The sequence below is a fragment of the Lactobacillus hominis DSM 23910 = CRBIP 24.179 genome (assembly GCF_000296835.1).
Classification (GTDB): Bacteria; Bacillota; Bacilli; order Lactobacillales; family Lactobacillaceae; genus Lactobacillus; species Lactobacillus hominis.
The window spans coordinates 86222-107130 of record NZ_CAKE01000010.1 but is presented as its reverse complement, the minus strand read 5'-3'; the positions used below and the strand labels follow the sequence as shown (position 1 = coordinate 107130).

General features: G+C 31.9%; 25 protein-coding genes, 2 pseudogenes and 2 other annotated features. Of the genes and pseudogenes, 2 read left to right on the top strand and 25 right to left on the bottom strand.

All coding sequences use genetic code 11. The annotated features are described in order from the left end of the window. Positions 1–83 precede the first annotated feature (83 nt). The 7 genes from BN55_RS04950 to BN55_RS10380 all read right to left on the bottom strand — a co-directional run bounded on the left by BN55_RS04950 (position 84) and on the right by BN55_RS10380 (position 6564). A complete protein-coding gene (locus BN55_RS04950; protein ID WP_008470795.1) occupies positions 84–1136 on the bottom strand; it encodes a Fic family protein in 1053 nt (350 codons plus the stop codon). Between the two features lie 88 nt (positions 1137–1224). Further along, entirely contained in the window at positions 1225–2091 is an 867-nt protein-coding gene (locus BN55_RS09740; RefSeq protein WP_008470793.1) for an NmrA family NAD(P)-binding protein, read from the bottom strand. Between the two features lies 1 nt (position 2092). Continuing rightward, on the bottom strand, positions 2093–2569 hold the full coding sequence (locus BN55_RS04940; RefSeq protein WP_008470792.1) for a zinc-binding dehydrogenase: 477 nt from the start codon (positions 2567–2569) through the stop codon (positions 2093–2095). Positions 2570–2716: 147 nt separating this feature from the next. Continuing rightward, complete coding sequence (gene bsh, locus BN55_RS04935) at positions 2717–3694, bottom strand: choloylglycine hydrolase (RefSeq protein ID WP_008470790.1); 978 nt, start codon at positions 3692–3694, stop codon at positions 2717–2719. 184 nt (positions 3695–3878) lie between these two features. Continuing rightward, positions 3879–5246, bottom strand: coding sequence for a branched-chain amino acid transport system II carrier protein (gene brnQ, locus BN55_RS04930; RefSeq protein ID WP_008470789.1), 1368 nt, complete (start codon positions 5244–5246; stop codon positions 3879–3881). Positions 5247–5315: 69 nt separating this feature from the next. Then, positions 5316–5559, bottom strand: a binding site (T-box leader). A gap of 324 nt (positions 5560–5883) precedes the next feature. After that, on the bottom strand, positions 5884–6297 hold the full coding sequence (locus tag BN55_RS04925) for a cupin domain-containing protein (protein WP_008470788.1): 414 nt from the start codon (positions 6295–6297) through the stop codon (positions 5884–5886). 108 nt (positions 6298–6405) lie between these two features. Next, positions 6406–6564: a DUF3021 family protein gene (locus BN55_RS10380; protein ID WP_008470787.1), complete on the bottom strand. Its 159-nt coding sequence runs from the start codon at positions 6562–6564 to the stop codon at positions 6406–6408. Between the two features lie 157 nt (positions 6565–6721). On the opposite strand from BN55_RS10380, the gene tpx reads away from it, so the two are divergent. Beyond that, positions 6722–7216: a thiol peroxidase gene (gene tpx, locus BN55_RS04920; protein WP_008470786.1), complete on the top strand. Its 495-nt coding sequence runs from the start codon at positions 6722–6724 to the stop codon at positions 7214–7216. A 25-nt stretch (positions 7217–7241) separates the two neighbouring features. Here tpx and BN55_RS04915 read toward each other — a convergent pair whose 3' ends face one another. From BN55_RS04915 to BN55_RS04855, 16 genes and pseudogenes are all read right to left on the bottom strand, one after another. After that, on the bottom strand, positions 7242–8609 hold the full coding sequence (locus tag BN55_RS04915) for an MFS transporter (RefSeq protein WP_008470785.1): 1368 nt from the start codon (positions 8607–8609) through the stop codon (positions 7242–7244). 129 nt (positions 8610–8738) lie between these two features. Further along, positions 8739–8950, bottom strand: a pseudogene (locus BN55_RS04910) (ATP-binding cassette domain-containing protein); the annotation flags it as partial. A 101-nt stretch (positions 8951–9051) separates the two neighbouring features. Continuing rightward, entirely contained in the window at positions 9052–9318 is a 267-nt protein-coding gene (locus BN55_RS10255; protein ID WP_236699151.1) for an MBL fold metallo-hydrolase, read from the bottom strand. A gap of 78 nt (positions 9319–9396) precedes the next feature. Further along, complete coding sequence (locus BN55_RS10250) at positions 9397–9564, bottom strand: MBL fold metallo-hydrolase (RefSeq protein ID WP_008470779.1); 168 nt, start codon at positions 9562–9564, stop codon at positions 9397–9399. Between the two features lie 56 nt (positions 9565–9620). Beyond that, a complete protein-coding gene (locus BN55_RS04900; RefSeq protein ID WP_040469317.1) occupies positions 9621–9917 on the bottom strand; it encodes a TetR/AcrR family transcriptional regulator in 297 nt (98 codons plus the stop codon). A gap of 144 nt (positions 9918–10061) precedes the next feature. Continuing rightward, on the bottom strand, positions 10062–11435 hold the full coding sequence (gene brnQ, locus BN55_RS04895) for a branched-chain amino acid transport system II carrier protein (protein WP_008470777.1): 1374 nt from the start codon (positions 11433–11435) through the stop codon (positions 10062–10064). Between the two features lie 57 nt (positions 11436–11492). Further along, positions 11493–11740: a binding site (T-box leader), on the bottom strand. 58 nt (positions 11741–11798) lie between these two features. Further along, on the bottom strand, positions 11799–12164 hold the full coding sequence (locus BN55_RS04890) for a Fic family protein (protein ID WP_008470776.1): 366 nt from the start codon (positions 12162–12164) through the stop codon (positions 11799–11801). A 130-nt stretch (positions 12165–12294) separates the two neighbouring features. After that, on the bottom strand, positions 12295–13041 hold the full coding sequence (locus BN55_RS04885; protein WP_008470775.1) for a DUF4097 family beta strand repeat-containing protein: 747 nt from the start codon (positions 13039–13041) through the stop codon (positions 12295–12297). Between the two features lie 161 nt (positions 13042–13202). After that, positions 13203–13337 (bottom strand): annotated as a pseudogene (locus BN55_RS10245) (Zn-dependent alcohol dehydrogenase); the annotation flags it as partial. Further along, on the bottom strand, positions 13322–13972 hold the full coding sequence (locus tag BN55_RS04880) for a PepSY domain-containing protein (protein ID WP_008470774.1): 651 nt from the start codon (positions 13970–13972) through the stop codon (positions 13322–13324). The pseudogene BN55_RS10245 and the gene BN55_RS04880, both read right to left, overlap by 16 nt. Positions 13973–14101: 129 nt before the next feature. Next, entirely contained in the window at positions 14102–15451 is a 1350-nt protein-coding gene (locus BN55_RS04875; RefSeq protein ID WP_008470773.1) for a sensor histidine kinase, read from the bottom strand. Then, positions 15444–16139 carry a response regulator transcription factor gene (locus BN55_RS04870; RefSeq protein ID WP_008470772.1) on the bottom strand — a complete coding sequence of 232 codons (696 nt, stop codon included), beginning with the start codon at positions 16137–16139 and terminating at the stop codon, positions 15444–15446. The genes BN55_RS04875 and BN55_RS04870 overlap by 8 nt, the downstream gene beginning before the upstream one ends. 13 nt (positions 16140–16152) lie before the next feature. Continuing rightward, the gene (locus BN55_RS04865; RefSeq protein WP_008470770.1) at positions 16153–16902 is read right to left on the bottom strand and encodes a LysR family transcriptional regulator; all 750 of its coding nucleotides are present in this window, start codon (positions 16900–16902) and stop codon (positions 16153–16155) included. 8 nt (positions 16903–16910) lie between these two features. Further along, positions 16911–17051, bottom strand: a complete 141-nt coding sequence (locus BN55_RS10240) for a helix-turn-helix domain-containing protein (protein ID WP_008470769.1) — start codon at positions 17049–17051, stop codon at positions 16911–16913. 67 nt (positions 17052–17118) lie between these two features. Then, positions 17119–17742 (bottom strand): NUDIX hydrolase N-terminal domain-containing protein, encoded by a 624-nt coding sequence (locus tag BN55_RS04860; RefSeq protein WP_008470768.1) that lies wholly within the window; start codon positions 17740–17742, stop codon positions 17119–17121. Positions 17743–17772: 30 nt separating this feature from the next. Further along, the gene (locus tag BN55_RS04855) at positions 17773–18372 is read right to left on the bottom strand and encodes an HAD family hydrolase (RefSeq protein ID WP_008470767.1); all 600 of its coding nucleotides are present in this window, start codon (positions 18370–18372) and stop codon (positions 17773–17775) included. A gap of 217 nt (positions 18373–18589) precedes the next feature. On the opposite strand from BN55_RS04855, the gene BN55_RS04850 reads away from it, so the two are divergent. Continuing rightward, positions 18590–19273 carry a TMEM175 family protein gene (locus tag BN55_RS04850; protein ID WP_008470766.1) on the top strand — a complete coding sequence of 228 codons (684 nt, stop codon included), beginning with the start codon at positions 18590–18592 and terminating at the stop codon, positions 19271–19273. 266 nt (positions 19274–19539) lie between these two features. Here the strand turns inward: BN55_RS04850 and BN55_RS04845 are convergent, their stop codons facing one another. Together BN55_RS04845 and BN55_RS04840 are read right to left on the bottom strand one after the other, a co-directional pair. After that, entirely contained in the window at positions 19540–19935 is a 396-nt protein-coding gene (locus BN55_RS04845) for a WYL domain-containing protein (protein ID WP_050999534.1), read from the bottom strand. Positions 19936–20054: 119 nt separating this feature from the next. Next, positions 20055–20795: a class I SAM-dependent DNA methyltransferase gene (locus BN55_RS04840; RefSeq protein WP_008470764.1), complete on the bottom strand. Its 741-nt coding sequence runs from the start codon at positions 20793–20795 to the stop codon at positions 20055–20057. Positions 20796–20909: the final 114 nt, after the last annotated feature.

The window sequence follows — 20909 nt, the reverse complement described above, 5'->3', positions numbered from 1 at the left end:
TACAAATAATCGTGCTCAATTAAAAATAATCGATATCATTTTAGCGAATTTGATATCGATTATTTTAATTATGAGCGCGACTTTTAATAATTCAGAGTATATTTACTAGCCGGTCCTCTCCCAATTAATTTAATCTTTTCTTGCTCTCTTAATTCACTTAATGCTCTTCTAATAGATATATCACTATATTGAGGAATAAGGGCTACTAACTCAGTTCTTGATAAAGGCTTAATCTTTTCTTGCATTACTCGTAAAATTAACTCTGAGGCAGATAGTTTTTGATGAGCAACTATACCTAATCGATCATTCAAAGAATTATATGCTTTAATTACAACTTCCAAGAAATAATTTAAAAATGGCGCATAGCTATTTTTGTTATCTTCCCACTCTATAGAACTTTCCTTTAGGGTACGATAATATTCATCTTTAGTATTTTCGATGATTTTTTCAATACTAATATATTTCCCAACATCAAAGCCAGCCTGATACATTGTAAGCAACATCAGTAATCTAGACATACGTCCATTACCGTCATTAACCGGGTGAATTGATACAAAATCAAAAATAAATGCTCCGCATAATAAAATCGGAGGGATTTTTCCTAATTTAAATGCTTCATTATATTGACCACATAGATCATTGATTAGATCTGGCGTCAATAAAGCAGAAGGCGGATTAAATCGAACTTCTTTATGTCCATCAGCATATTCTGTAATAATTTCATTGTCTGTTGACTTAAATTTTCCACCCCAAGTTGCATTTTTATTATATGAAAACATTTCTTTATGCATTGCTAAAATAGTATTTGGTACTATCGACATATAATGATATTGCTCATGAATTAACTTTAATACATCTCGATATCCAGAAATCTCTTCTTCATTTCTATTTCTAGGCATAGTTTTATGTGCCATAATTTGTTTAAGTCGGGAATTAACCGTATATATTCCCTCAATTCGATTTGATGCATCAGTACTTTGAATTTTTGCTACTTCTACAAGACGATCTAATTCTTCACGATAATCAGTTTTATAACTATTAGTTTGACCCCTTAATTCATAAATCGTATTCATTTTTGTAAGCATAGAAAAGGTAATTTCAAGATTATTTAAAGTATGATAATCAAATTTTTTCATTTTTCTCACCTCTATTTAACTCATAAAAAAATAATCGATATCATTTTAGCACATTTGATATCGATTATTTAATTATGAGCGCGATTTCTTATTGATTTTGATGATAATTTCTAGCTAAGAAATGTTCCATACTTTCTGGTTCATGTTCAGTAATATGAGCAAAATCATCACTTAAGCCATGCAAATATCCCATTGCTCCGCCAGCATACATTGAAGCAAGTTCTTGACCGTCGCCTTCAGCAGCATAGATCTTACCAAATTCTTCTACACTAACTGGATGATAGCCAATTTCATGGTCAGTAACTTTAGTCATAATCCTACCTAATTCAGACATCGTGTAAGAACGAGCTTGAGTTAACAAATATGACTTTCTACTATGTAGAATTTCTGGCTTTAGTGCCATCATTGCCATTGCTTCGGCCGAATCTTCCAAGCTAATAAAGCTCAACTCTTGGTTGCCAATTGGATAGATCAGACCTTTTCTTTCAATTAATTCTGGCAAATACGGTACTAATGGATCAGCATACAAACTATTTTTAGCAATTGCGTAATTCAATTTTGTTCCAGCAAGACGTCTTGGTAAATAACCATAAAATGGCGACATCACAAACGGATTATCTTCTTGATCTGCAATAAAACTCATAGCCACTAAATTAGCAACATGGTTTTCTTTCATTGCCGACAAAACATTTTCTAATTCTCTTACGCGGTCAAAAACAGAATAAGTCTTACTTGCTACATAAATTAAAGTATCAACTTTTTTCAAAGCACTATTTAAAGTTGCAACATTTTGAAAATCAATTTCTCTAATTTCATAACCCGCATCAATTAGATTTTTAGCATGTGCTTTATTATGAACTAAAGCGATAATATCTTCTTTAGCGATTCTTTCACTTAAATTTTTAACGACTAAACTTCCTAAATGTCCAGTTGCACCAGTAACTGCTATTTTCATTTTAATTATCCTCCACTACTACAACTTTGCCAAAACTATGTTTGCTTTCTAAGTAACGATGAGCATCAGCGGTGTGTTTCAAATCAAATACTTTTTCAGGTTTACAATCAACATGATATTTTTCAATATATTCCAGCATTTGGTTAATTTTTAAATTATCGACATTATCTGAATAAAAACTCGTTAAATAACTATTAGGAGCAATATCTATAATTGGATCAAAATCCTCTAAGTACCATTGATTACCTAATTGACCAGTAGAACAAACAATTCCACCTTCTTGAGTATGTTTAAAACTATCCTTTACAGTTTTAGGACCGATTAACTCTAAAATTTTAGTAAATTTTTTATTGGTTTTCAGTTGCCCTTTTTCATCAACTATAACTTCGTCATAACCCACATCTTTCATTTGTTTTTCTTTAGCTAAATTACGCGAAGTACCAGAAACAAAAATATTAGGATAACGTGCTTTTAACAATTTAAGAAAAGCAATCCCAACTCCGCTTGTACCACCACGAACTAAAATTGAATCTTTTTCATTGATCTTTAAATTAAGTAAAGAACCATAGGCTGTATAGTATGTCTCTGGAATTGCAGCTAAAGTTGCTTTTTTTATATTCTTCTTTTAATTTACAAAATTAATATCTTGTTTCTTAAACAAATCATATACAACTAAGTCTGATGAATCCAAATCTTCTTTGTTCATATCAACAGCACTAATTCTACTGTCATCATAGCAATTAAAGTACAAAATTCCTTTTTCCAGATTCATACAGCTAGTATACATCGTATATTCAAAACTATTAGGACCAACTTGATCCATCCCTTTTGCTTGTTCAACAGACTCTAAAATATGGAAGAAATTGGTAACATTTTCTACCTCATTACTATCTTTTGGTGCGTGATTCAAGGCAAAACATACCTTAACAAAACGTGATTCTGAATCCATCCCGCCTGGTAAGTGATGCGTACCTAAACTGCGACTATATAACTTAAGATTAACACCAGGTAAAAAATTATTATCAGGTTCGCCTGGAACAACCGAAGCATAGTTTGCCAAATTAGTTAACTGCTCTGGGAATAAAGGTGCGTTAGTCAGAGCATTGACAGGATTGTCATAAACATGCAGGCCTTTTTCATCTGACTCAACAACAATACTCTTACCAGTTTTATCTCCTACTAGCCAGTGAAGTTCTGAAGCTGGGGTATTTTTAGCAAAACTCACATTAGAAATATTTGCATTAGTTAGGCTTTCTTTTACTTGATCAACAGTTTCATAAGTAGCTAATAAATATGAAATAAATTCAAATGAAGCAATATTCTTTTTATCTGCTGCATTTGGAAAGTACTTCCCTTGTCCAGCAAAGCTTAAACCAGCAACTCCCAATCCTTTTTCATTAATTGCGTCGCAATATAACGGAGTGTTATCTGCTACAGCGGCTACACCAATCATTGCATAATGTGATTTTTCAGCTGGTAAATCGGTAAACTCGAATTCATAATTTCTTGGTGTAATAACCACTTTTTGACCATAAGCAATTTCATAATCAAGATTTCTGCCAAAATAGTGGTCTTTAGGACTGTATAAAATTGATGTACACATATTAGATATCTCCTTTGATCAAAGCAATACTTTCACTTCATATTCTAAGCTTAAATGAAAAGAGATTACACTAAATTGATCTAAACAGATAATCAATACCAAGGTCACCATCTGCAATAGCTCAAATAATTGTATTACCTTTTTTACACAATACTGTAAACTTTGTAGTTGATTATAGGGCACACTATTCGCTAATTAGTCCCAGACGTTTTCTTACTTTTAATACATGACAAATCAATCCAAGGATTAAGCCCGCAATACCAAAAGTTAACCATCCAAAGCCCAAACTAAAAAATGGAAAATATTGTTGAGCAAACCCAAGTAATGTCTGCAATAATTGGCTGTCGTGTAAGTTAGCCGGTAATGCATTCAACATGTCAAAGAATGCAGGAATTAGAGTCAGTGTAGTTGTAATCTGATAAACAAGTCGGTCATGCTTAAATATTGGTGAAAGTAATCCTAAAATAATCAATGTGATTGCTAGTGGATAAAGAAACATTAAAATTGGTGTTGACCATGCAATAATTTGATCAAGACCCAAATTCGCAAATAGGAATGAAAGACCACAATTAATTCGCAAAAATGTTCGATATGAAATTTTAGGAAAACGACGATGGAAATCTTGTGAAAATGCAATTACTAATCCCATTGCTGAAGTCATACAAGTAATGGTTGCTAAAGTTGCTAAAATCGCATCTCCAGCAGTTCCTAAGTAATGGTGTGAAATCTGAGCAAGAGTAATCCCACCATTTGCTGCTAATTTAAATTGATGCAAACTAGTCGCACCCAACCAAATTAAAGCCAAGTATATGATAGCAACTCCTGCAATTCCTAGAAAACCACTTTTGGCTGTTTCAATTGAAACCTGTCTTGTCTTTTTAATACCTAGTTCTTTAATTGCTGTAATAATAGTAATTCCAAATGCTAATGCTGCTAACCCGTCCATTGTATTATAACCTTGTAAAAAGCCATTGGAAAAAGCATGCCTTGCATATGATGCAGTTACAGTAGCAGTATTTCCAGAACCCAATGGATGTATAAATGCTAACAAAAAGATCAGAAACAACAATAACAAAAACAAAGGATTTAAGACTTTACCAATTAAAGTAGTAATCTTACCTTCATGATTTGAAAAAAGATAAACCAAACTAAAGAAAATTGCTGAATAGATTAATAACCCCAAAGTATTAGTTGACCTAGATAAATATGGTGCAATTCCGATTTCATAGGGAACAGTGGCTGTCCGCGGAGTTGCGAATAATGGTCCTAAAGTAGCGTGGACAAGGATTAAAAAGATAAGTGCATAGTAACGACCATTCGGCAATGCAAGATCATAGATTCCATTTGACCTAGTAATACTAATTGCCAATAGTGCCATTAATGGCAGCAAAACTCCAGAAACAAGAAAGCCACTACTCGCTATAAGCCAATTGCTACCTGCTAATTGACCTAAATGAACTGGAAAAATAAGATTTCCCGCTCCAAATAACATTCCGAAAATAAGTGATGCGATAATCATTGACTGTCTAATACTCGCTTTTTTTGTCTTCATTTTAATATTCCTCTCGATAAAAATTATATTAATGCTAGGTACAAAAAACGTCCTTATAAGCATAAAGCTCATAAGGACGTTATCACGCGTGTTACCACCTTATTTTAGAATAATATTACTATTATTCCCTTACCCCGTACATAGTTAACTAGATACGTTGACGCTATAACGGGCGCACCCGCCTAAAGCTACAATTACTTTCACTTCAGGCACTCCTAGGCTACTTTCACTTTACTTTCCTATCCCCACTCACACTAAATTGGGTTCGCTGACTAGATAAAGATAAAGATAATTTCCTATTCTTAGTGGTTATTCATACCGTTTATTTAGTAAGTATATTACATAATAAATTAAATAAAGTCAATATTATTCTAACGTATTTTTAATTTTATTCTTTTTCAATCCAATATAAATTGGCTCCATATGATTAGATTTATATTTGTAAGTAAATTTAAATCACACTTATCAGCACAAACAACTATTGATCTAATAACAGCTGGCAGTAATAATTTTTCATTAGTTAAACAATACTTTCAAAAATAAAAATTCCTCTTAAAGATAGACATGTAAAGTTTCGTCTTCTTTAAGAGGAATTTTTCGGTTTAATTATAATTTACATATTGAATTTTCCGATTAATCAGTCTAATTTATCATATTCTTCATCAGAAACAGGTTCAAGCCATGTATTCTTACTATCGCCTACCATCACAGCAACATGAGCAAACCATGAATCTTTAGTAGCTCCATGCCAATGCTTAGTATTATGATTTACAATTACTACATCGCCTGGAAGCATCTTTTGTGGAGCTTTGCCTTCTTCTTGATACCAGCCTTCACCAGCCACAGCAATTAAGATTTGAGGAACAGTATGTTTATGCCAATTGTTACGACAACCTGGTTCAAAGCTAACATTGTGAACAGCAGTTTTTGCATCTTTGCTTTCTGCTAAAGGTTTGAGGTAACTTGTACCCTTAAAAAACTTAGCAAAAGCTTCGTTAGAATCACCGAATCCAAAAACACTATTTTTTACTTCCTCTTCATTTTTTGCCATGCTATTACCTCATTTCTAACTTTGCTTTTATTTTAAATCAAGATAACTATTATAAAAAATATTTATTGGTAATAGTCAGCTATGCATAAAACGAATGAGGATTATTAACTAGCTATTACGTTTCCTAATTTGGCGATCTTGTGTTAACTTGATTGTTATCCAAATAACAACGTATGAAAGAATAAAAATAAGCAATGTCCAAATATTGATAGACCAATTATTTAACATCATCATTATTGAGAATAAGCTAAAAGTTCCAATTAACATAAAAAGTCTTCCTTTTCGAATTCACTATTTAAATAAGTGGTTAAATTCAAAAGTAAAATTTTAAATTCTAAAAAATTAATATCTGTAAGCTAAATATTTAAGTTACTGAACTGAGTTTGCTATATTTAAGTTAAAAGATAATAAAAGGAGGAATTTCATGAAAGTTACTTTTAAAGGAAAAGAAGTTAAATTAATTGGCATCCCACCTAAGGTTGGTGATAATATGCCAAACTTTACAGTTTTAAATAAAGATAAGCAAGAAGTTACTAAAAATGATCTATTAGGGGAAGTAAGTTTAATCAGTGTTGTACCAGATATCAACACGCCTGTCTGCAGCATTCAAACTAAAACTTTTAATAAGAAAATGGATCAATTTCCAAATGTTAATTTTTTAACTATTTCGACTAACACTATCCAAGATCAACAAAATTGGTGTGCAGCTGAAGATGTTAAAAATATGCAATTGCTGTCTGACAAAAACTTATCTTTTGGAAAAGCGACCGGCTTGTTAATCCCAGCATCAGGAATTCTAGCACGCTCAGTTTGGATTCTTAATCCAAATGGTAAGATTCTATATCGTGAAATTGTTGATGAAATTACCAACGAGCCAAATTATGAAGCTGCGTTAGAAGAACTAAAGAAATTAGTATAAATTAAAAGTTTAATTTATCTGCTACCTACAATTCTGTAGATAGCAGTTTTTTATTTTTTAACTTAAACATAAAAAAGTAACAAATAATCACGCAGGCACTAATTAATCCTAAAATCATGAAATCTATTCGGCTCCCTTGGGCAATAGCTAAATGAGAATTTGATTGATTACTTTGAACAAGCGAAATAATTAAGGATAAAAGAATTGTCCCAATTGATCCAGCATATTGTTGTCCTGTTTGAAGTACTGCGGTTGCATCAGTTCTAAACTCCTTCTTTTGATACCCCATTGCCTCAGCTAAAGTATTATTAAATGCCATTTGTCGGCCTAACATGAAAACAATGAAAAATATAGTACCTAGAGCCATAGTCATACCGTCAGCGAAAACACTAAACAAAATACATGAAATTAATATAAATACGATCCCAGCATACAAAGGTATTTTTGCGTTCCAATCATCATACATCCTTCCAAATATTGGATTTAATAAGGAGGCAATAATTGATCTCGGCAATAAAATCAACGCACTATTCAGAGGACTCAAATGATTAACTAATTGCATATAATTAGGCAATAAAAACTCAATTCCAATTGTCATCATTTGCAACAAAAGATATGAAATAAAAGCTAATGAGAAAGATCTAATTTTAAAAATTCGAAAATCAAATAGTCTATTACGATCTTTTTTATAAATAATTAGAAATATAAAAATAGAAATTAGTAATAATACAGCTAAATTAATTGATAATTGATTTAAGAATAAATTTAGTAAGATCAAAATTGCTGATAAGCTCAAAAATGATAGCCAAGCGAATTTAATTTTTTCTTTAGGATAATACTTCTCTACGGTGTTTATTCCTGTCAGCATAATAAGCAAAGCAAAAATTCCTGTAAACAAGAATATTTCTCGCCAGGAAAAGTATTCAACCATTAATCCTCCGTATGCCGGCCCTAAAGCTGGTGCTAAGGAAAGTACTAAGCCTGATAGTCCCAAATAAAAACCCCACTTGTCCTGAGGCATTAATTCAACAATTAAATTAAACATAAGTGGACTACATAAGCCTGCACCAAATGAAGATAACAATCTTCCTATAAGTAAGATAAAAAAGTTTGGTGCTAAAAGTGAAACTATAGAACCTAAGATAAAAAGTGTTGCAGAGCTGATAAAGATCTCACGAGCCGAAAAAGCTTTGCTAAAGTAGGAAGAACACATCATCAGAATTGCAATAAATAAGAGATAGGCAGTAGTCAACCATTGAATTATATTCAATGGCACTTTAAACTCATTCATTAATCTGGGAAAAGCGACGTTTAAACTAGTCTCTGTCATAATTCCTAAAAATGAAATACATGTAACCGAAATAATAGCAACAATATTTTTTTGATTTTTCATTTAATCCCTTTCTACAAAACAAAAGAGAGCCCCTTGGAAAACCAAAAGACTCTCTTTGATGAAACCACCTAAGTGGTTTAGATTTTTAATTTATTGTATTTTATAAAAAAATGATTTTGAAAACAAGTGCTAATTTTTACTTAAATAAATTTCCCTATCAAACAACTGTCGCATATTCTCATTAAAATTATGAGCAAATTGTTGCTTTCCAGCAACTTTTCCAAGATATTCATTGTTGCTTTTTGATCAATAGCACTAGTTCCTTCGTCAATCAAAATAATATCACTATCATGAATTTTTTCTCTAGCTAAAACGATCTTCTGTCTTTGACCACCTGATAGGCCATCAAAAATAGCACCCCTGATATGTATAAAGGGATGAATTTTAATGATGTGCATAAGGACTTATTTAAATAGAATTTACTAATTAAAATTCAAACAATTCAGGGCTTTTTTTCAATCCCGTGACAAGCTAATGATCTCACACAATTTGGATCTAAACTTTCTTCTCTAATCCACTCGAGTGACTTCTTTTGAGCACTTTTATCCATTGAAATGCCAGATGTTACCATATCTTTCCAAGATTTTTCACCATAGCCATCCCCATAATAAAGGAAATATTTGCCATCACTATTAGTGATCTTAGTAGCAATTAGTCCAGCAGTGTGTCCCGGAATATTAATGAAGTAAAGTCCATACCATCCCACCATTTTTTCTTAAAACGAATATAAGGATGCTTCTGAGCGTACTCATATTCTGACCGCGCTACCATAATATTCTTGGCATCTTTAAATTTGCCGTAACCCATTGGCATGATCGCAGTCAAGGTGTGAAATGATAACGTAGTCAATATCACTTGGCTTAATTCCTAATTTAGCTAGTTGCTCGCTTGCTGTTATTTCAAATAAAAGTTCAGCTTTAATATTAGGATCAGCTAATTTAAAAAGCCGATACAAATTAGCCTTAATTGCAGTCTTCCATTTTTCAACTAAACGATAATCGTAATCTTTAATTAATAAGGCTGACAGCAGATTGCTATTTTTTCAACATAACTTAACACTTCATAAAAATACGTAAAGTTATTTGCAGCCGGATCTGTGATACCCTGATCAAGCGTATTCAGATTCTCTATAAAAGTATCTTCTACTTCTTCTAATAAATTGTCTATATTATCGTAATATGCGTAGAAAGTACTTCGTGCAACGTTTGATGTTTGCGTTAGCTCTTTAATAGAAACTTGATTTATTTTCTTAGTATTTAATAAAGTAATTAGGTCTTGATGCAAGGCTTGTTGTGCAGATGTTGTCATTGGGGTTATTAGCTTTCTTATGATCAATAAAAACAGATCAAGAAAACTTTTACTAATCATTTTTAAGTCCTACTATAGAAGCACTAAATCGTTATTTTTTTACAAAGAAAAAACTCTGCCAAAATCAATTAGCAGAGTTTTCCTTTAATCTTCTAATGCAGAAGCTACTTTCTTATTTTTAACAAAATGAACAACTAATCCAATTGCTAAACCAACTAAAGCTGGTACAAGCCATGAAAGTCCCATGTTAGCCAAAGGTAAATGATTTCTTACAGAAGCTACTGTCAAACCAAATGAACTTTGACTTACAACGCTTGGAAATGCTACTACCATATCTCCTAATGCTGGAACAACTGTAAATAGGATTACAAAGAAGTAAACAACGCCGTCCGTCTTAAACAATGGTGAGCAGACAGATAATAAAATTAACACCATTGATAAAGGATATAGGAACATTAACATTGGAGTTGACCAAGCAATGATTGTATCTAAACCAAAGTTAGCAGCTAAAAATGAGGCCAAGCAGCTAAGAGCTAACCAAGCATGGTAGCTAACTTGTGGGAAATGCTTATGGAAGTCTTGAGCAAAAGCAGCAACTAAACCAACTGCAGTAGTCAAACAAGTAACAGTTAATAAAAATGCTAGTAATGCTTGTCCAAATACTCCGCCATAAACGTTAACGATTTGATTAAATGCAACCCCACCATTATCAGAAACTGCAAAACGTCCGAGTGACATTGCTCCCATTAAGATTAACAATAAGTAGATAAATCCAATGGCTAAAACTGCCAGAAATCCTGATTTAGCAACAACTTTTGATACGCTTTTAGCATCTTTTTGTCCCATTCCACGAACGGCTGTAACTACAGTAACACCAAAGGCTAAACCAGCCAAGGCATCCATTGTGTTATATCCTTCTAAGAATCCGTTAACTAAAGCACCGTGCTTGTAAGCAGCTGTTACTGCAGCGGTTTGAGGATTTCCTAAAGGACGAGCAAATGCTACAACGAATACCAAGAATAATAAAGATAAAAATAATGGATTTAAGACTTTACCAACATTAGATAAAATATTGTTTTGATGGTAAGAAAAGCCAAAAGCTGCTAAAAAGAACAAAGCAGAAAAAATTAATAATGCAGGTCCTTGCATACTCTTAGGAACAAATGGCGCAATTCCTACTGTGAACGAAACAGTTGCTGTTCTTGGTGTACCAAATAAAGGACCAATTGTAGCATGGATTAAAACCATAAATACTACAGCAAAACCTGCACCTAATGGTTTTCCGATGTCATAAACCCCATCTGCATGTGTAATTGCAACAGCTAATACAGAAAGTAATGGAAGCAAAACACCAGTAATCAAAAATCCAAGAGCCGCGGTGCCCCAGTTTGCCCCAGCAAGTTGTCCCAAATGAAGTGGGAAAATTAAGTTACCGGCTCCAAAAAATAGGCCAAATAGCAAGGATGCAACAACTAGGTAATTTTTCCATGTGAGTTTTTTCGATGTATAATCGGTCATATTTTTTCCTCCAAAACTATCTCTGATAACAAAAAAGTCCCTCAACTAAATAAATAGTTGAAGGACGCTTTGAGCGTGGTACCACCCTTTATTTATATTGCTATTACTAGCAATACCTTTCACGTGCAGTCAATTACTTGACGATACGCAGGCACTATAATGGGTGCTCCCACTAACTCTTACTAAAAAATTTAGAATTAGAACTCGAAAGTGATTTTCATTTAATCTTAGAAATTATCTCCTCACACCTAACGAGACTCGCTGCAAATAAAGATTAAGCTACTCTTCTTTCTCTTTGTTTTCAGATTAATTAAATTTGTTAAAAACAATTTTAATATAAATATCACAGATGTCAATATTTTTTTATAAATTTGTTTCTTTTCTTGCTTGTTCGATATTATGCTCGTTTAATTCAAGTATTTTTATACGATTCTTTAACGCTTTTTCCGTATATTCCCCAATTAAATTCTCAAAAATTTCAGGGTCATTCTTTCGTCTACTCTTTGCTAAAACATCCATGTATTTATTTCTAGATTCTTCGTCTGGAAACACGTTCACTACTGGATATCCCGCTTCCGTTAATGCTAAATTCATTAATAATCTAGCCGTCCTACCATTACCATCTCTGAATGGATGAATTGACACAAATTTAAAATGTAAATCCGCAGCATATTTTACTGGATGGATTTTGTCTTTATTATTATTTGCCCAATCAACCAAATCTCCCAATTTAAAAATACACTTTTTTAAAATTTTATCGCTAATATCTTACTTCATAATTAAAAAAACGCCATTTTTTAAATTATGGCATTTTTTCATATTCTACTTTTATAATCAACCTTGTTTCTGTTCAACTAAGTTACTTGACCGTATTATCTCCCGATAAGGTACTTAAAATAATAGTGCCTTCACCATTGGCACTATTTACTTTTTCAGTTGATCCATTTTTCCCAAAGAGTGAATTATCTCCACTTAAAGTACTCAGTCGATACTGAGCAACTTTTACGTCTTTAACTAAATTATCTCCTGAAGTTGTTGAAACTTTAAGTTCATCAAAAACCGTACTATCTTCTATTTTAGAGTCACCGCTTGTTAGTTTCACTTTTCCTTGTCTTACTGCTACTTTTTTAAGATCAATGTCTCCTGAAGTTGTAGTTAATTTTACTTCATCATATTGACCTTTATTCAAATTTATATCGCCATTTGCTACAAAAACAGCTAAAGAATCAACAATCAAATTCTTAATATCTGTATCACCACTTACTGTAGTAGTTTTTACTTCACTTAAATGATGACCATCTGGAACCGTAACAACCAAGTTACCACTGTCATTATGACTAACTAAATTTACTTCAATAAAACCTTTTTTCCAAAATTTACCATGTTTACGATCTACCTTTGGTTCTTTAACCTCAAGACCATCATTCTTAAATTCTACGCTTGGCTTTTCATCCAAAGGACCACGATAATGAATTTCAAAGCTATTACCAGATTCAACCTTAAGATCAATATCAATCAATTCAATATTTAACTTATCAAAACTGTCTTTGCTTAAAACTTCATTAACTAACTTAGCTTTATCTTCTTCATTTTTACTGAAAAACATTTTTATATACCTCTTTTATTATTCGTTCATTAATCTTATTTTAATTTAATTTTACTATCAGAGAGATAATTTTCAATAAAACTTAGCTAAGTGGTTAAAAATTATACCTAACATGCAAAAAAGACAGCCTGCGCTGTCTTTTTTTTGATTCTATTTAAAAATTACTCTTCATTAACAATAATCAATGACTTGATTGCTTCATAAGCTTCTTGAATATGATCTAAGTCAAAACTCTTAGTAAGGACTTTTCCTGGATTAATCTTGCCAGCAAGAACTGCCTTTAATAATACATCTTGTCATCATGATCTTGACTCTTATCTTTTTTGTCAGATTGAGCCTTTTTATTGTCATGTTTCTTATCATGTTTATCATCATCTGTCTTAGTCTTTAGAACTTTTTGGGTTTTAGCATCGATCTTAACTTCAGTGTCTTTATCGCCATCTTTTAATTTAACTTCCCAAACTGGTTGTTTATCATCCATTTCTAAAGACCACTTCACTGCTTGACCTGAGCTTTTACTTTGAGCAATCTTGGTTGCCTCGCTTCTATTTATTAAACCCGTGATATCTAAAGCTTCTTCTTTATCATCAGCATCAAGTTTTTCTGACTTAACCTTTAAAATCTTACCAGTATTTGCATCAATCTTAATTTTATATTCTTTTTCAGAATCAAAGCCTTCTATTTCATAAACATAACTATTTTTCTTATGCTTTAGTTCAATCTCCTTAATTGAGTTTGAGCCAAATTTTTCATTGAATTTATTAATTGCATCATTTTGAGAAAGATTAATAGTGCCAGAAGTGTTGGCTTGTTTAGTAGTTTCTGTTCCAGTCGATGCGTGTGCTTGATTAATCAAAGTAAGACTAGTTCCACCAAATGCTAAACCTAAAACTGCTGCTCCTAAAGATAATTTCTTAATGTTTGTCTTCATGATAAATTCCTCACTTTTTCTTTAAATATTTTTCTTATTGCTTAACTTTGTATATTTAGTTTACGAAAAAATGAGTGTTTAAAGACCAAGACTAGATATAAATTAAATGAAAATTTTTTTATTTTCTATTTAAAGCGGTAGTCTGACTTCAAAAATGGTTTCTTTAGTCATATTAGGAATAACTCTAATTTTTCCATGATATTTTTCAATTATTTCTTTTACAATTGCTAGCCCGATGCCAGTACCTTTAATCTTACTTGAGTGAGCTTGATCCTCTCGATAAAAACGATCAAATATCTTTTCATAATTTTCTTTTTTAATACCAATTCCATAATCTTTCACTAATAAGGTCAAATATTTATGATCTTTTTGTAATTTAACAATTACTTGGCCTTCCATCTGAGAATATTTAGCTGCATTATCTAACAAATTATGAATAACTAATCGAAAATCTTTGATTTCAATTGGATAGAAAACTTTCTTGGGACTTAAAACTGATATCCGACAATTATATTCTTGCTCAACTATTTCACTTTCTTTTTGAACTATCGAAACTAGATCAACTGGTTCAATCGATTGATGTTGTTTCTGGGCGCGCCCTAACTCTAAAAGTTCATTAACCAAAACTTCCATTCGGCTCGATTCGGAATCAATATATTTGAGTGATTTAGCAATAATTTCTGGATGATCCTCTCCTCGCCTTTTAATTAAGTTTATGTGACCACGAATTGCTGCGAGTGGAGTTTTTAGTTCATGAGAGGCATCAGTGACAAATTGCTGCTCGCGCTGAATTGCCTTATTTTGATATTCTAATAGCTCATTAAGTGATTGAGCTACATGACGAATTTCTACTGGCTGTTTAGGAACAAAAACCTTCTTTTCAGCTGTTGTTTGTTGCTCAATTGCTGCAATACCTCGATCTATTTTCTCTAAAGGCTGACTCCACTTTCTTGAAAAACGCTTAATTAGTGGAATTGAACAAATTATAGCGAATAAATTTAACACAATAATTGCCAATAATAAATGGGTAATTAAAGTAAAAAGATCATTAACGTTTAACAGTACTGAGACTTTATAATCGTCTGCATATTCATTCTGTAAGTAATAAACACTATTATTTAGAAAAATAACGTGATTAAAATTTCTTCTATCCTTTACTTTTTCAAATAATTCTTCACCATCTTCAGAATAAACAGTCTTTCCCTTAGGAGTCTTCAAAGCAATAGCGTCATTACTTTGTCTAGCAAGATATGCATTAAGAAATAATTTCCACTCTTTTTTATTTTTATGCTCATCATGATCGCTAATATTATCACTAACTGTATCAATAACTTCTTCTGCCTGCTGATGTGCATTATTATAAATAAAAGTTATCGAAACTCCAGCAAAAGCTAAGTTTACTAATAAAAGTATAACAATAAATAAGCTTAAAAAAAGACGAGTCAATTGCTGCGAAGTGGTTTTAATTTTTTTATTCATTATCAGCCGACTTTCTCAAACAGTAGCCATAGCCACGTATAGTTTTAATTAAGTTACGCTGTTTTCCTAATTTAGTTCGCAAGGCTCTGACATAGACATCAACTGTATTAGTTTGTCCTACAAAATCATAGCCCCAAACAATATCTAGCAACTCATCCCTGCTTTTAACTTTTTCAGGATCATTCATTAATTCACACATCAATGCATATTCTTTTGGAGTTAAATAGATCTCTTTTCCGTCACACCAAAATTTATGAGAAAGTAAGTCAATTTTTAAAGAACTAAATTCTAAATTAGAACTAACTGTTTGCTTTTTCTCACGCTCTAACCTTCTCAGAATTACTCTAATTCGAGCAAAAAGTTCCTCTATTTCAAAAGGCTTAGTCATATAATCATCTAAACCTTGATCTAAGGCATTACTGATATCTGAAGCTTGATTGCGAGCAGTCAGCATTATTATAGGTATATCACTAACTTTTCTAATTCTTCTTAATACGGTGATCCCATCGTAAATCGGCAGCATCCAATCAAGAAGAATTAAAGTGGGCTTTTCCTTTTTAAAAAGTTCCAGTCCCTCTTTACCATTTTGAGCCCAAACTACATCATAGCCTTCTAACTCAAGCTCAGGTTGAATAAAACTAGCTAGACTTTCCTCATCTTCGACTAGCAGAATTTTTACATCTTTCATCTTAATTCCTCAATCACCTAAATTGCTTCTTCAAGATATCAGCAAACTCTTCAATATAAAATCCAGAATTATCTATCTTCCAAAAAGTATAATATTGCTGAATTATTTGCTGCTTGCCATTCATCAAGTCTAATTTTTTTAATTCATCATTAGTAATGCCCTTTCTAGTTCCTTCATTAGTCAAAAAATATCCTTCACCTGCAATTGTCTGCACAAGCGCCTCGTCATAAGTGCCAACCAGCTTAAAGTTACTTTCAATTTCAAACACTGTACGACAATATTCAAGTTCGTTGTCTTTTTCACTATTTCCAACAATTAAAATGCAAGGAAATTCTGCTAATTCGTGACTGGTTATTTTCTTTCTACTACCAATTAAACGTTTATTTATTACAACTTCAAAATTAGACTTAGTTAGATACTCGTTGACATATTTATTTGATGGCGCACGTCTTAAATCGCTGAAACTCAGGTCAATTTTATCATCCCGCAATAATTGAAGAAGCTCTTCATGATTACTAGAGTGAATTCTAACTTTCACTTCGGGATACTTTTTTGAAAAGTCAGCTACAGCCTGTAAAAATTCATTAGTTCCAAAATCTCTTAAGTAGCCTAACCTCAAAACATAATTACTTTGCTCTTTTTCAGCTATTTCTTTTGTTTGAGCAATTAATTCATTATAACTAGTCAGCAAGTCTTGACCATGCTGGTAAAAATATTGACCTGCTGCTGTTACCTGAAAGGTACGCCCTTTTCTATCTAGCAATTTAACACCTAAACTATTCTAACACCTAAACTATTCTCTAGGTCCTTAATCTGTTGAGAAATCGCAGGCTGCGAAATATGGCATTCCTCAGCCGGTTTAGCAAAGTTATTGTTTTTAACAACTGAAATAAAATATATAATTTGATTCATTCAATATAACCTTAAAATTCTACGAAAATAGCCCCAAATCAAAAATATTGGAGCTACTTTACTAATTTTATTCAAATTTAGTATCCCAGTCAGGATCATTATTTGCATCAAAACACATTACAATTTGTTCTTTAGTATTTCGTCCAAGTGAAAGTTTAGGTAAATTATCTAAATTAAAATAATCACATGCATCCGTTTCATCATTTGGCGTAAACTTTCCACTAATTTCCTTACATAAATAAAATATTTTCGTAATATTAGTTGCAATAACAGGCTTATTATGATGATTCCGATCTTGCACTGCAATAATCTTAATCGGTTCTACTATTCTTCCCGCTTCTTCACGAGCTTCTTTAACACAATTTTTAGCAGTGGTTTGATCATAATCATTCCAGCCACCAGGCAATGACCACTCCTGTGTCTTTTTTTCTCTGACCAATAAAATTTTATTATCCTTAAAAATTGCAGCTCGAGTATCAATTTTAGGCGTTTGGTAGCCTTCATCACCTAAAAATAGTGTTTTAATTTGCTCTTTAGGAAGGCCAGTCTTAGCTTCCATCATCTCACCCGCAATTTTGCGAATTTCTTCATAACGTTCGCGATCAAATACATCATGTCCATAATGCAATCCCGCTTGAGCCAAACTTTGTAAGTCCATTGCCCAATTTGCAATTTGATCATTTGTCTTCATTCTTTAATCACCTAAAATTTTATAGCTAAATTAATGACTAGCAATATAGTCTTGTAATTCGTCTAACTTATCGATTTTAAAAGTAAATGTCTGCATTCCTAATTTCTTTGCGGCTTCAGTATTTGCTTTCAAGTCATCAATAAATAAACTTTCTTCAGCTTTTAAAGAATAGCGATTAAGCAGCTTCTCATAGATTCTTGAATCTGGCTTCATTAACCTTTCTTGGGCAGAAAATACGTAACCATCAAAATAATTGCCCATCTCAGAATCTTTTACAAAATTGGCAAATTCCATCCCCGTATTTGATAATCCATAAATCTTATAGTCATCTTTGCGCAAATGCTCAATATAATTAAAAACTGGTTCATAAAAATCTACATTTTCTGGCCAAGTAGCCATAATCTGGTTAACTTTATTTTTTAAATTATCTGGAACCCGACTAACAAAAATTTTTGTAGCTTGTTTTTCATCAATCTTGCCTGCATCAATTTCTGACCATTCTTTTGATTCAAAAATAGCCTTTCTTAATAAGTTATGTTCTTGGCGACTTAACTCATAATGATTCAAAATTTCATCAGGATTATAATTCATAATTACGTTGCCAAAATCAAAGATAATATTTTTTAGCATTCGACTACCCTCAATCATTCATAATCTATAACTAAAATATGCGCCTTTAATAAAAATCTTGCAAGAAAATGTCTAACTTGTCTATAATATTTCATCTTAGTACTTTACTTTTAGTGTAATTATTATCTCATTAGTGATGAGTGGTCTAGTAATAATAGACGCAGATAAAATTTTGCTATAATTATTGAAACAACTATATTTATTAGAGAAGTAACTCATGTCAAGAAATCCTAGAAAACATAATTTCGATCAATTTTCAGATCAAGAAAAAGAAAAATTAAACAAGGTTAAAAGAGAACTAAGAGAAGCTCAAAAAAATGAACCTGAAAGTCTGCGTGAACACTTGCAAGCTTTTAATGACGGTGTAATGGCTATCATCATTACAATTATTGTTTTAGAAATTCAGCCTGCACTTCATGAAGTTCATTACCAACAATTTATCAATAGTATCATTGTATTCTTAATTACATTCTTTATCGTAGCAGACTTTTGGTATGACTTGCATTTGTCTTTTGCATACTATATTTTTAAGCCTTCAAGAGCAATTGCCATCTTAGATTTCTTCTTCTTAGCTGACTTGTCGCTTTTACCAGTTATGACAAAATGGATTATGGCAGAAACTTCTACTTTTGCTGTAGCAAACTTTGGCATTGTATTTTTAATTGCTAAAATTTTAGAATATTTAATTCAATACTTTAGAGCTAGAAAAACAGCTAAATATTCGCAAATAATGAACATTATTATAAGTCGATCTTTCATTAGAAAAATGTTCATAACTTTATTCTTGAATATTATACTAATTGTCTTATCATTGTTTAATGCTAAATTAGCAATGATATTATATCTAGTTATTCCAGTTATTTCATTCCTATTTCCAGTCAAACGTACTAAAATAATGTAGCCAAAAAGGCACTAATAGATTCATTTCTTGCAAAAATCTACTAGTGTCTTTTTCTAGTTCTTATCTTGTTCCTTGCAATGGCTCTTGCACGCGCATTCCTTGTTATTCACCATTTTGCAATGACAAATACCATCTTTTCCAGCGCAAGGACAGCCTTTCTGACATTTCATTCCATTGTGACAATATTCATTTTTCATGTTCATCGCCTCCGCAATATATTATGTTCGCAATATTCTGCTTTAGCAAATTTTCTATACTATGAACAACTAATCATACTGCTGCACTATCTCTTTTAACTGGTTAAGATAGCTTTCTTTTAATTCATCAGGATAAATAATTTTTACATTACTACCCAATGAAATTAAATAATTTACCAAATAATGCAGTTCTCCTCTATTATATTTGCCATCCAAATAAATTTTTCCTTTATCATGAATAATATTCATTCTTGGATAAGAATTATACTGGATTTTTTGTTCGCCTTCTTTTGTCAAAATACAACGATATGAAATTTGATAATATTCTGTTTCATATTGCTTAAAACTAGTTACTAACTCTTTTCTATTAATTAAACTATCTTGATTAATAGATATTTCAACTTTTTGAAATTTATGCAGATAATATCGAAGCTGCAAAAAAGATTTAAAAATACTAGAAATCACGCCACAAAGCGTAGGTTATCTTGATCATCGTACCACTCCTATTTTTATGAGAAAATTTGAATTCTAAAAATATCAAAAATGTCGATAGACCACTATATGAATCTATCGACATTTTTTAATTATTTTTGACACTTAAAAAACCAACGAGTGGCATTTTTGTCTTTCATCTCTAAGCTAAAATCAGACCCCACTTTAATTGAAGTAAAACCCGCTTGCGTTAGTAATGATTTAATAACTGGCAATTCGTAAGCTTTTTCATAATGAATTTCAGACAAACGATTGTACTTTCCATCTTCTATTCTATTAAAGAAAGTCAGGTCGTGAATTACTCCATGCGCAACATCATCATCTGCATAACTTTGCCACATAAAGGCTCTCTCATGGTCATCATCTTGATAGTTATACATAAAACCCGGATACACATCATCAGTCTGATACGGAGTAATTACGTCAAAAAGAAAGATACCGTCCTCCTCTAAATGATTAGCGACTTCTGAAAATACCTGAAGCAAATCATTTTCATTATCTAAATAACAAAGTGAATCTGCATAGCACGTAATCACATCATACTTTTCAAGGCCACTCAAATCTCGCATATCAGTTTCAATTAACTGCATGGAAACATTGTTTTCAACGCTATGTTGATTAGCCAAACTGAGCATTTCATCGGAAAAGTCTGCCACTGTGACATTGATTCCATCTTTTGCTAATAAAACAGCTAGTCGTCCACTACCACCGGCCAAATCAAGCAAATTACAATCTTTCTGTTTAATATTAGCTAAAGTGAATTTTTCCCATTTTTTATACATATCTGAATCAAATAATTGATCATATAATTGTGCGAAAGTTTGATATATCATTTATTAATCCAATCTTTGAGTTTATTCAGCAAGCTATATTTTATTATAACAAAACTAAAAATTCTGCATTTTTTAATATCTTTCTTGTATCCTTTTTTACTTATTTCATGGTAT

What these genes read in the sequence shown, in the direction of transcription:
- BN55_RS04925 (WP_008470788.1), bottom strand. Translation starts at nt 6,297, where the DNA reads ATGGCAAAAAATGAAGAGGAAGTAAAAAATAGTGTTTTTGGATTCGGT.
- BN55_RS10380 (WP_008470787.1), bottom strand. Translation starts at nt 6,564, where the DNA reads ATGTTAATTGGAACTTTTAGCTTATTCTCAATAATGATGATGTTAAAT.
- BN55_RS04875 (WP_008470773.1), bottom strand. Translation starts at nt 15,451, where the DNA reads ATGAATAAAAAAATTAAAACCACTTCGCAGCAATTGACTCGTCTTTTT.
- BN55_RS04860 (WP_008470768.1), bottom strand. Translation starts at nt 17,742, where the DNA reads ATGAAGACAAATGATCAAATTGCAAATTGGGCAATGGACTTACAAAGT.
- BN55_RS04915 (WP_008470785.1), bottom strand. Translation starts at nt 8,609, where the DNA reads ATGAAAAATCAAAAAAATATTGTTGCTATTATTTCGGTTACATGTATT.
- BN55_RS04870 (WP_008470772.1), bottom strand. Translation starts at nt 16,139, where the DNA reads ATGAAAGATGTAAAAATTCTGCTAGTCGAAGATGAGGAAAGTCTAGCT.
- BN55_RS09740 (WP_008470793.1), bottom strand. Translation starts at nt 2,091, where the DNA reads ATGAAAATAGCAGTTACTGGTGCAACTGGACATTTAGGAAGTTTAGTC.
- tpx (WP_008470786.1), top strand. Translation starts at nt 6,722, where the DNA reads ATGAAAGTTACTTTTAAAGGAAAAGAAGTTAAATTAATTGGCATCCCA.
- brnQ (WP_008470777.1), bottom strand. Translation starts at nt 11,435, where the DNA reads ATGACCGATTATACATCGAAAAAACTCACATGGAAAAATTACCTAGTT.
- BN55_RS04850 (WP_008470766.1), top strand. Translation starts at nt 18,590, where the DNA reads ATGTCAAGAAATCCTAGAAAACATAATTTCGATCAATTTTCAGATCAA.
- BN55_RS10255 (WP_236699151.1), bottom strand. Translation starts at nt 9,318, where the DNA reads ATGGTGGGATGGTATGGACTTTACTTCATTAATATTCCGGGACACACT.
- BN55_RS10240 (WP_008470769.1), bottom strand. Translation starts at nt 17,051, where the DNA reads ATGAATCAAATTATATATTTTATTTCAGTTGTTAAAAACAATAACTTT.
- BN55_RS04840 (WP_008470764.1), bottom strand. Translation starts at nt 20,795, where the DNA reads ATGATATATCAAACTTTCGCACAATTATATGATCAATTATTTGATTCA.
- bsh (WP_008470790.1), bottom strand. Translation starts at nt 3,694, where the DNA reads ATGTGTACATCAATTTTATACAGTCCTAAAGACCACTATTTTGGCAGA.
- BN55_RS04880 (WP_008470774.1), bottom strand. Translation starts at nt 13,972, where the DNA reads ATGAAGACAAACATTAAGAAATTATCTTTAGGAGCAGCAGTTTTAGGT.
- brnQ (WP_008470789.1), bottom strand. Translation starts at nt 5,246, where the DNA reads ATGAAGACAAAAAAAGCGAGTATTAGACAGTCAATGATTATCGCATCA.
- BN55_RS04885 (WP_008470775.1), bottom strand. Translation starts at nt 13,041, where the DNA reads ATGTTTTTCAGTAAAAATGAAGAAGATAAAGCTAAGTTAGTTAATGAA.
- BN55_RS04855 (WP_008470767.1), bottom strand. Translation starts at nt 18,372, where the DNA reads ATGCTAAAAAATATTATCTTTGATTTTGGCAACGTAATTATGAATTAT.
- BN55_RS04950 (WP_008470795.1), bottom strand. Translation starts at nt 1,136, where the DNA reads ATGAAAAAATTTGATTATCATACTTTAAATAATCTTGAAATTACCTTT.
- BN55_RS04900 (WP_040469317.1), bottom strand. Translation starts at nt 9,917, where the DNA reads ATGACAACATCTGCACAACAAGCCTTGCATCAAGACCTAATTACTTTA.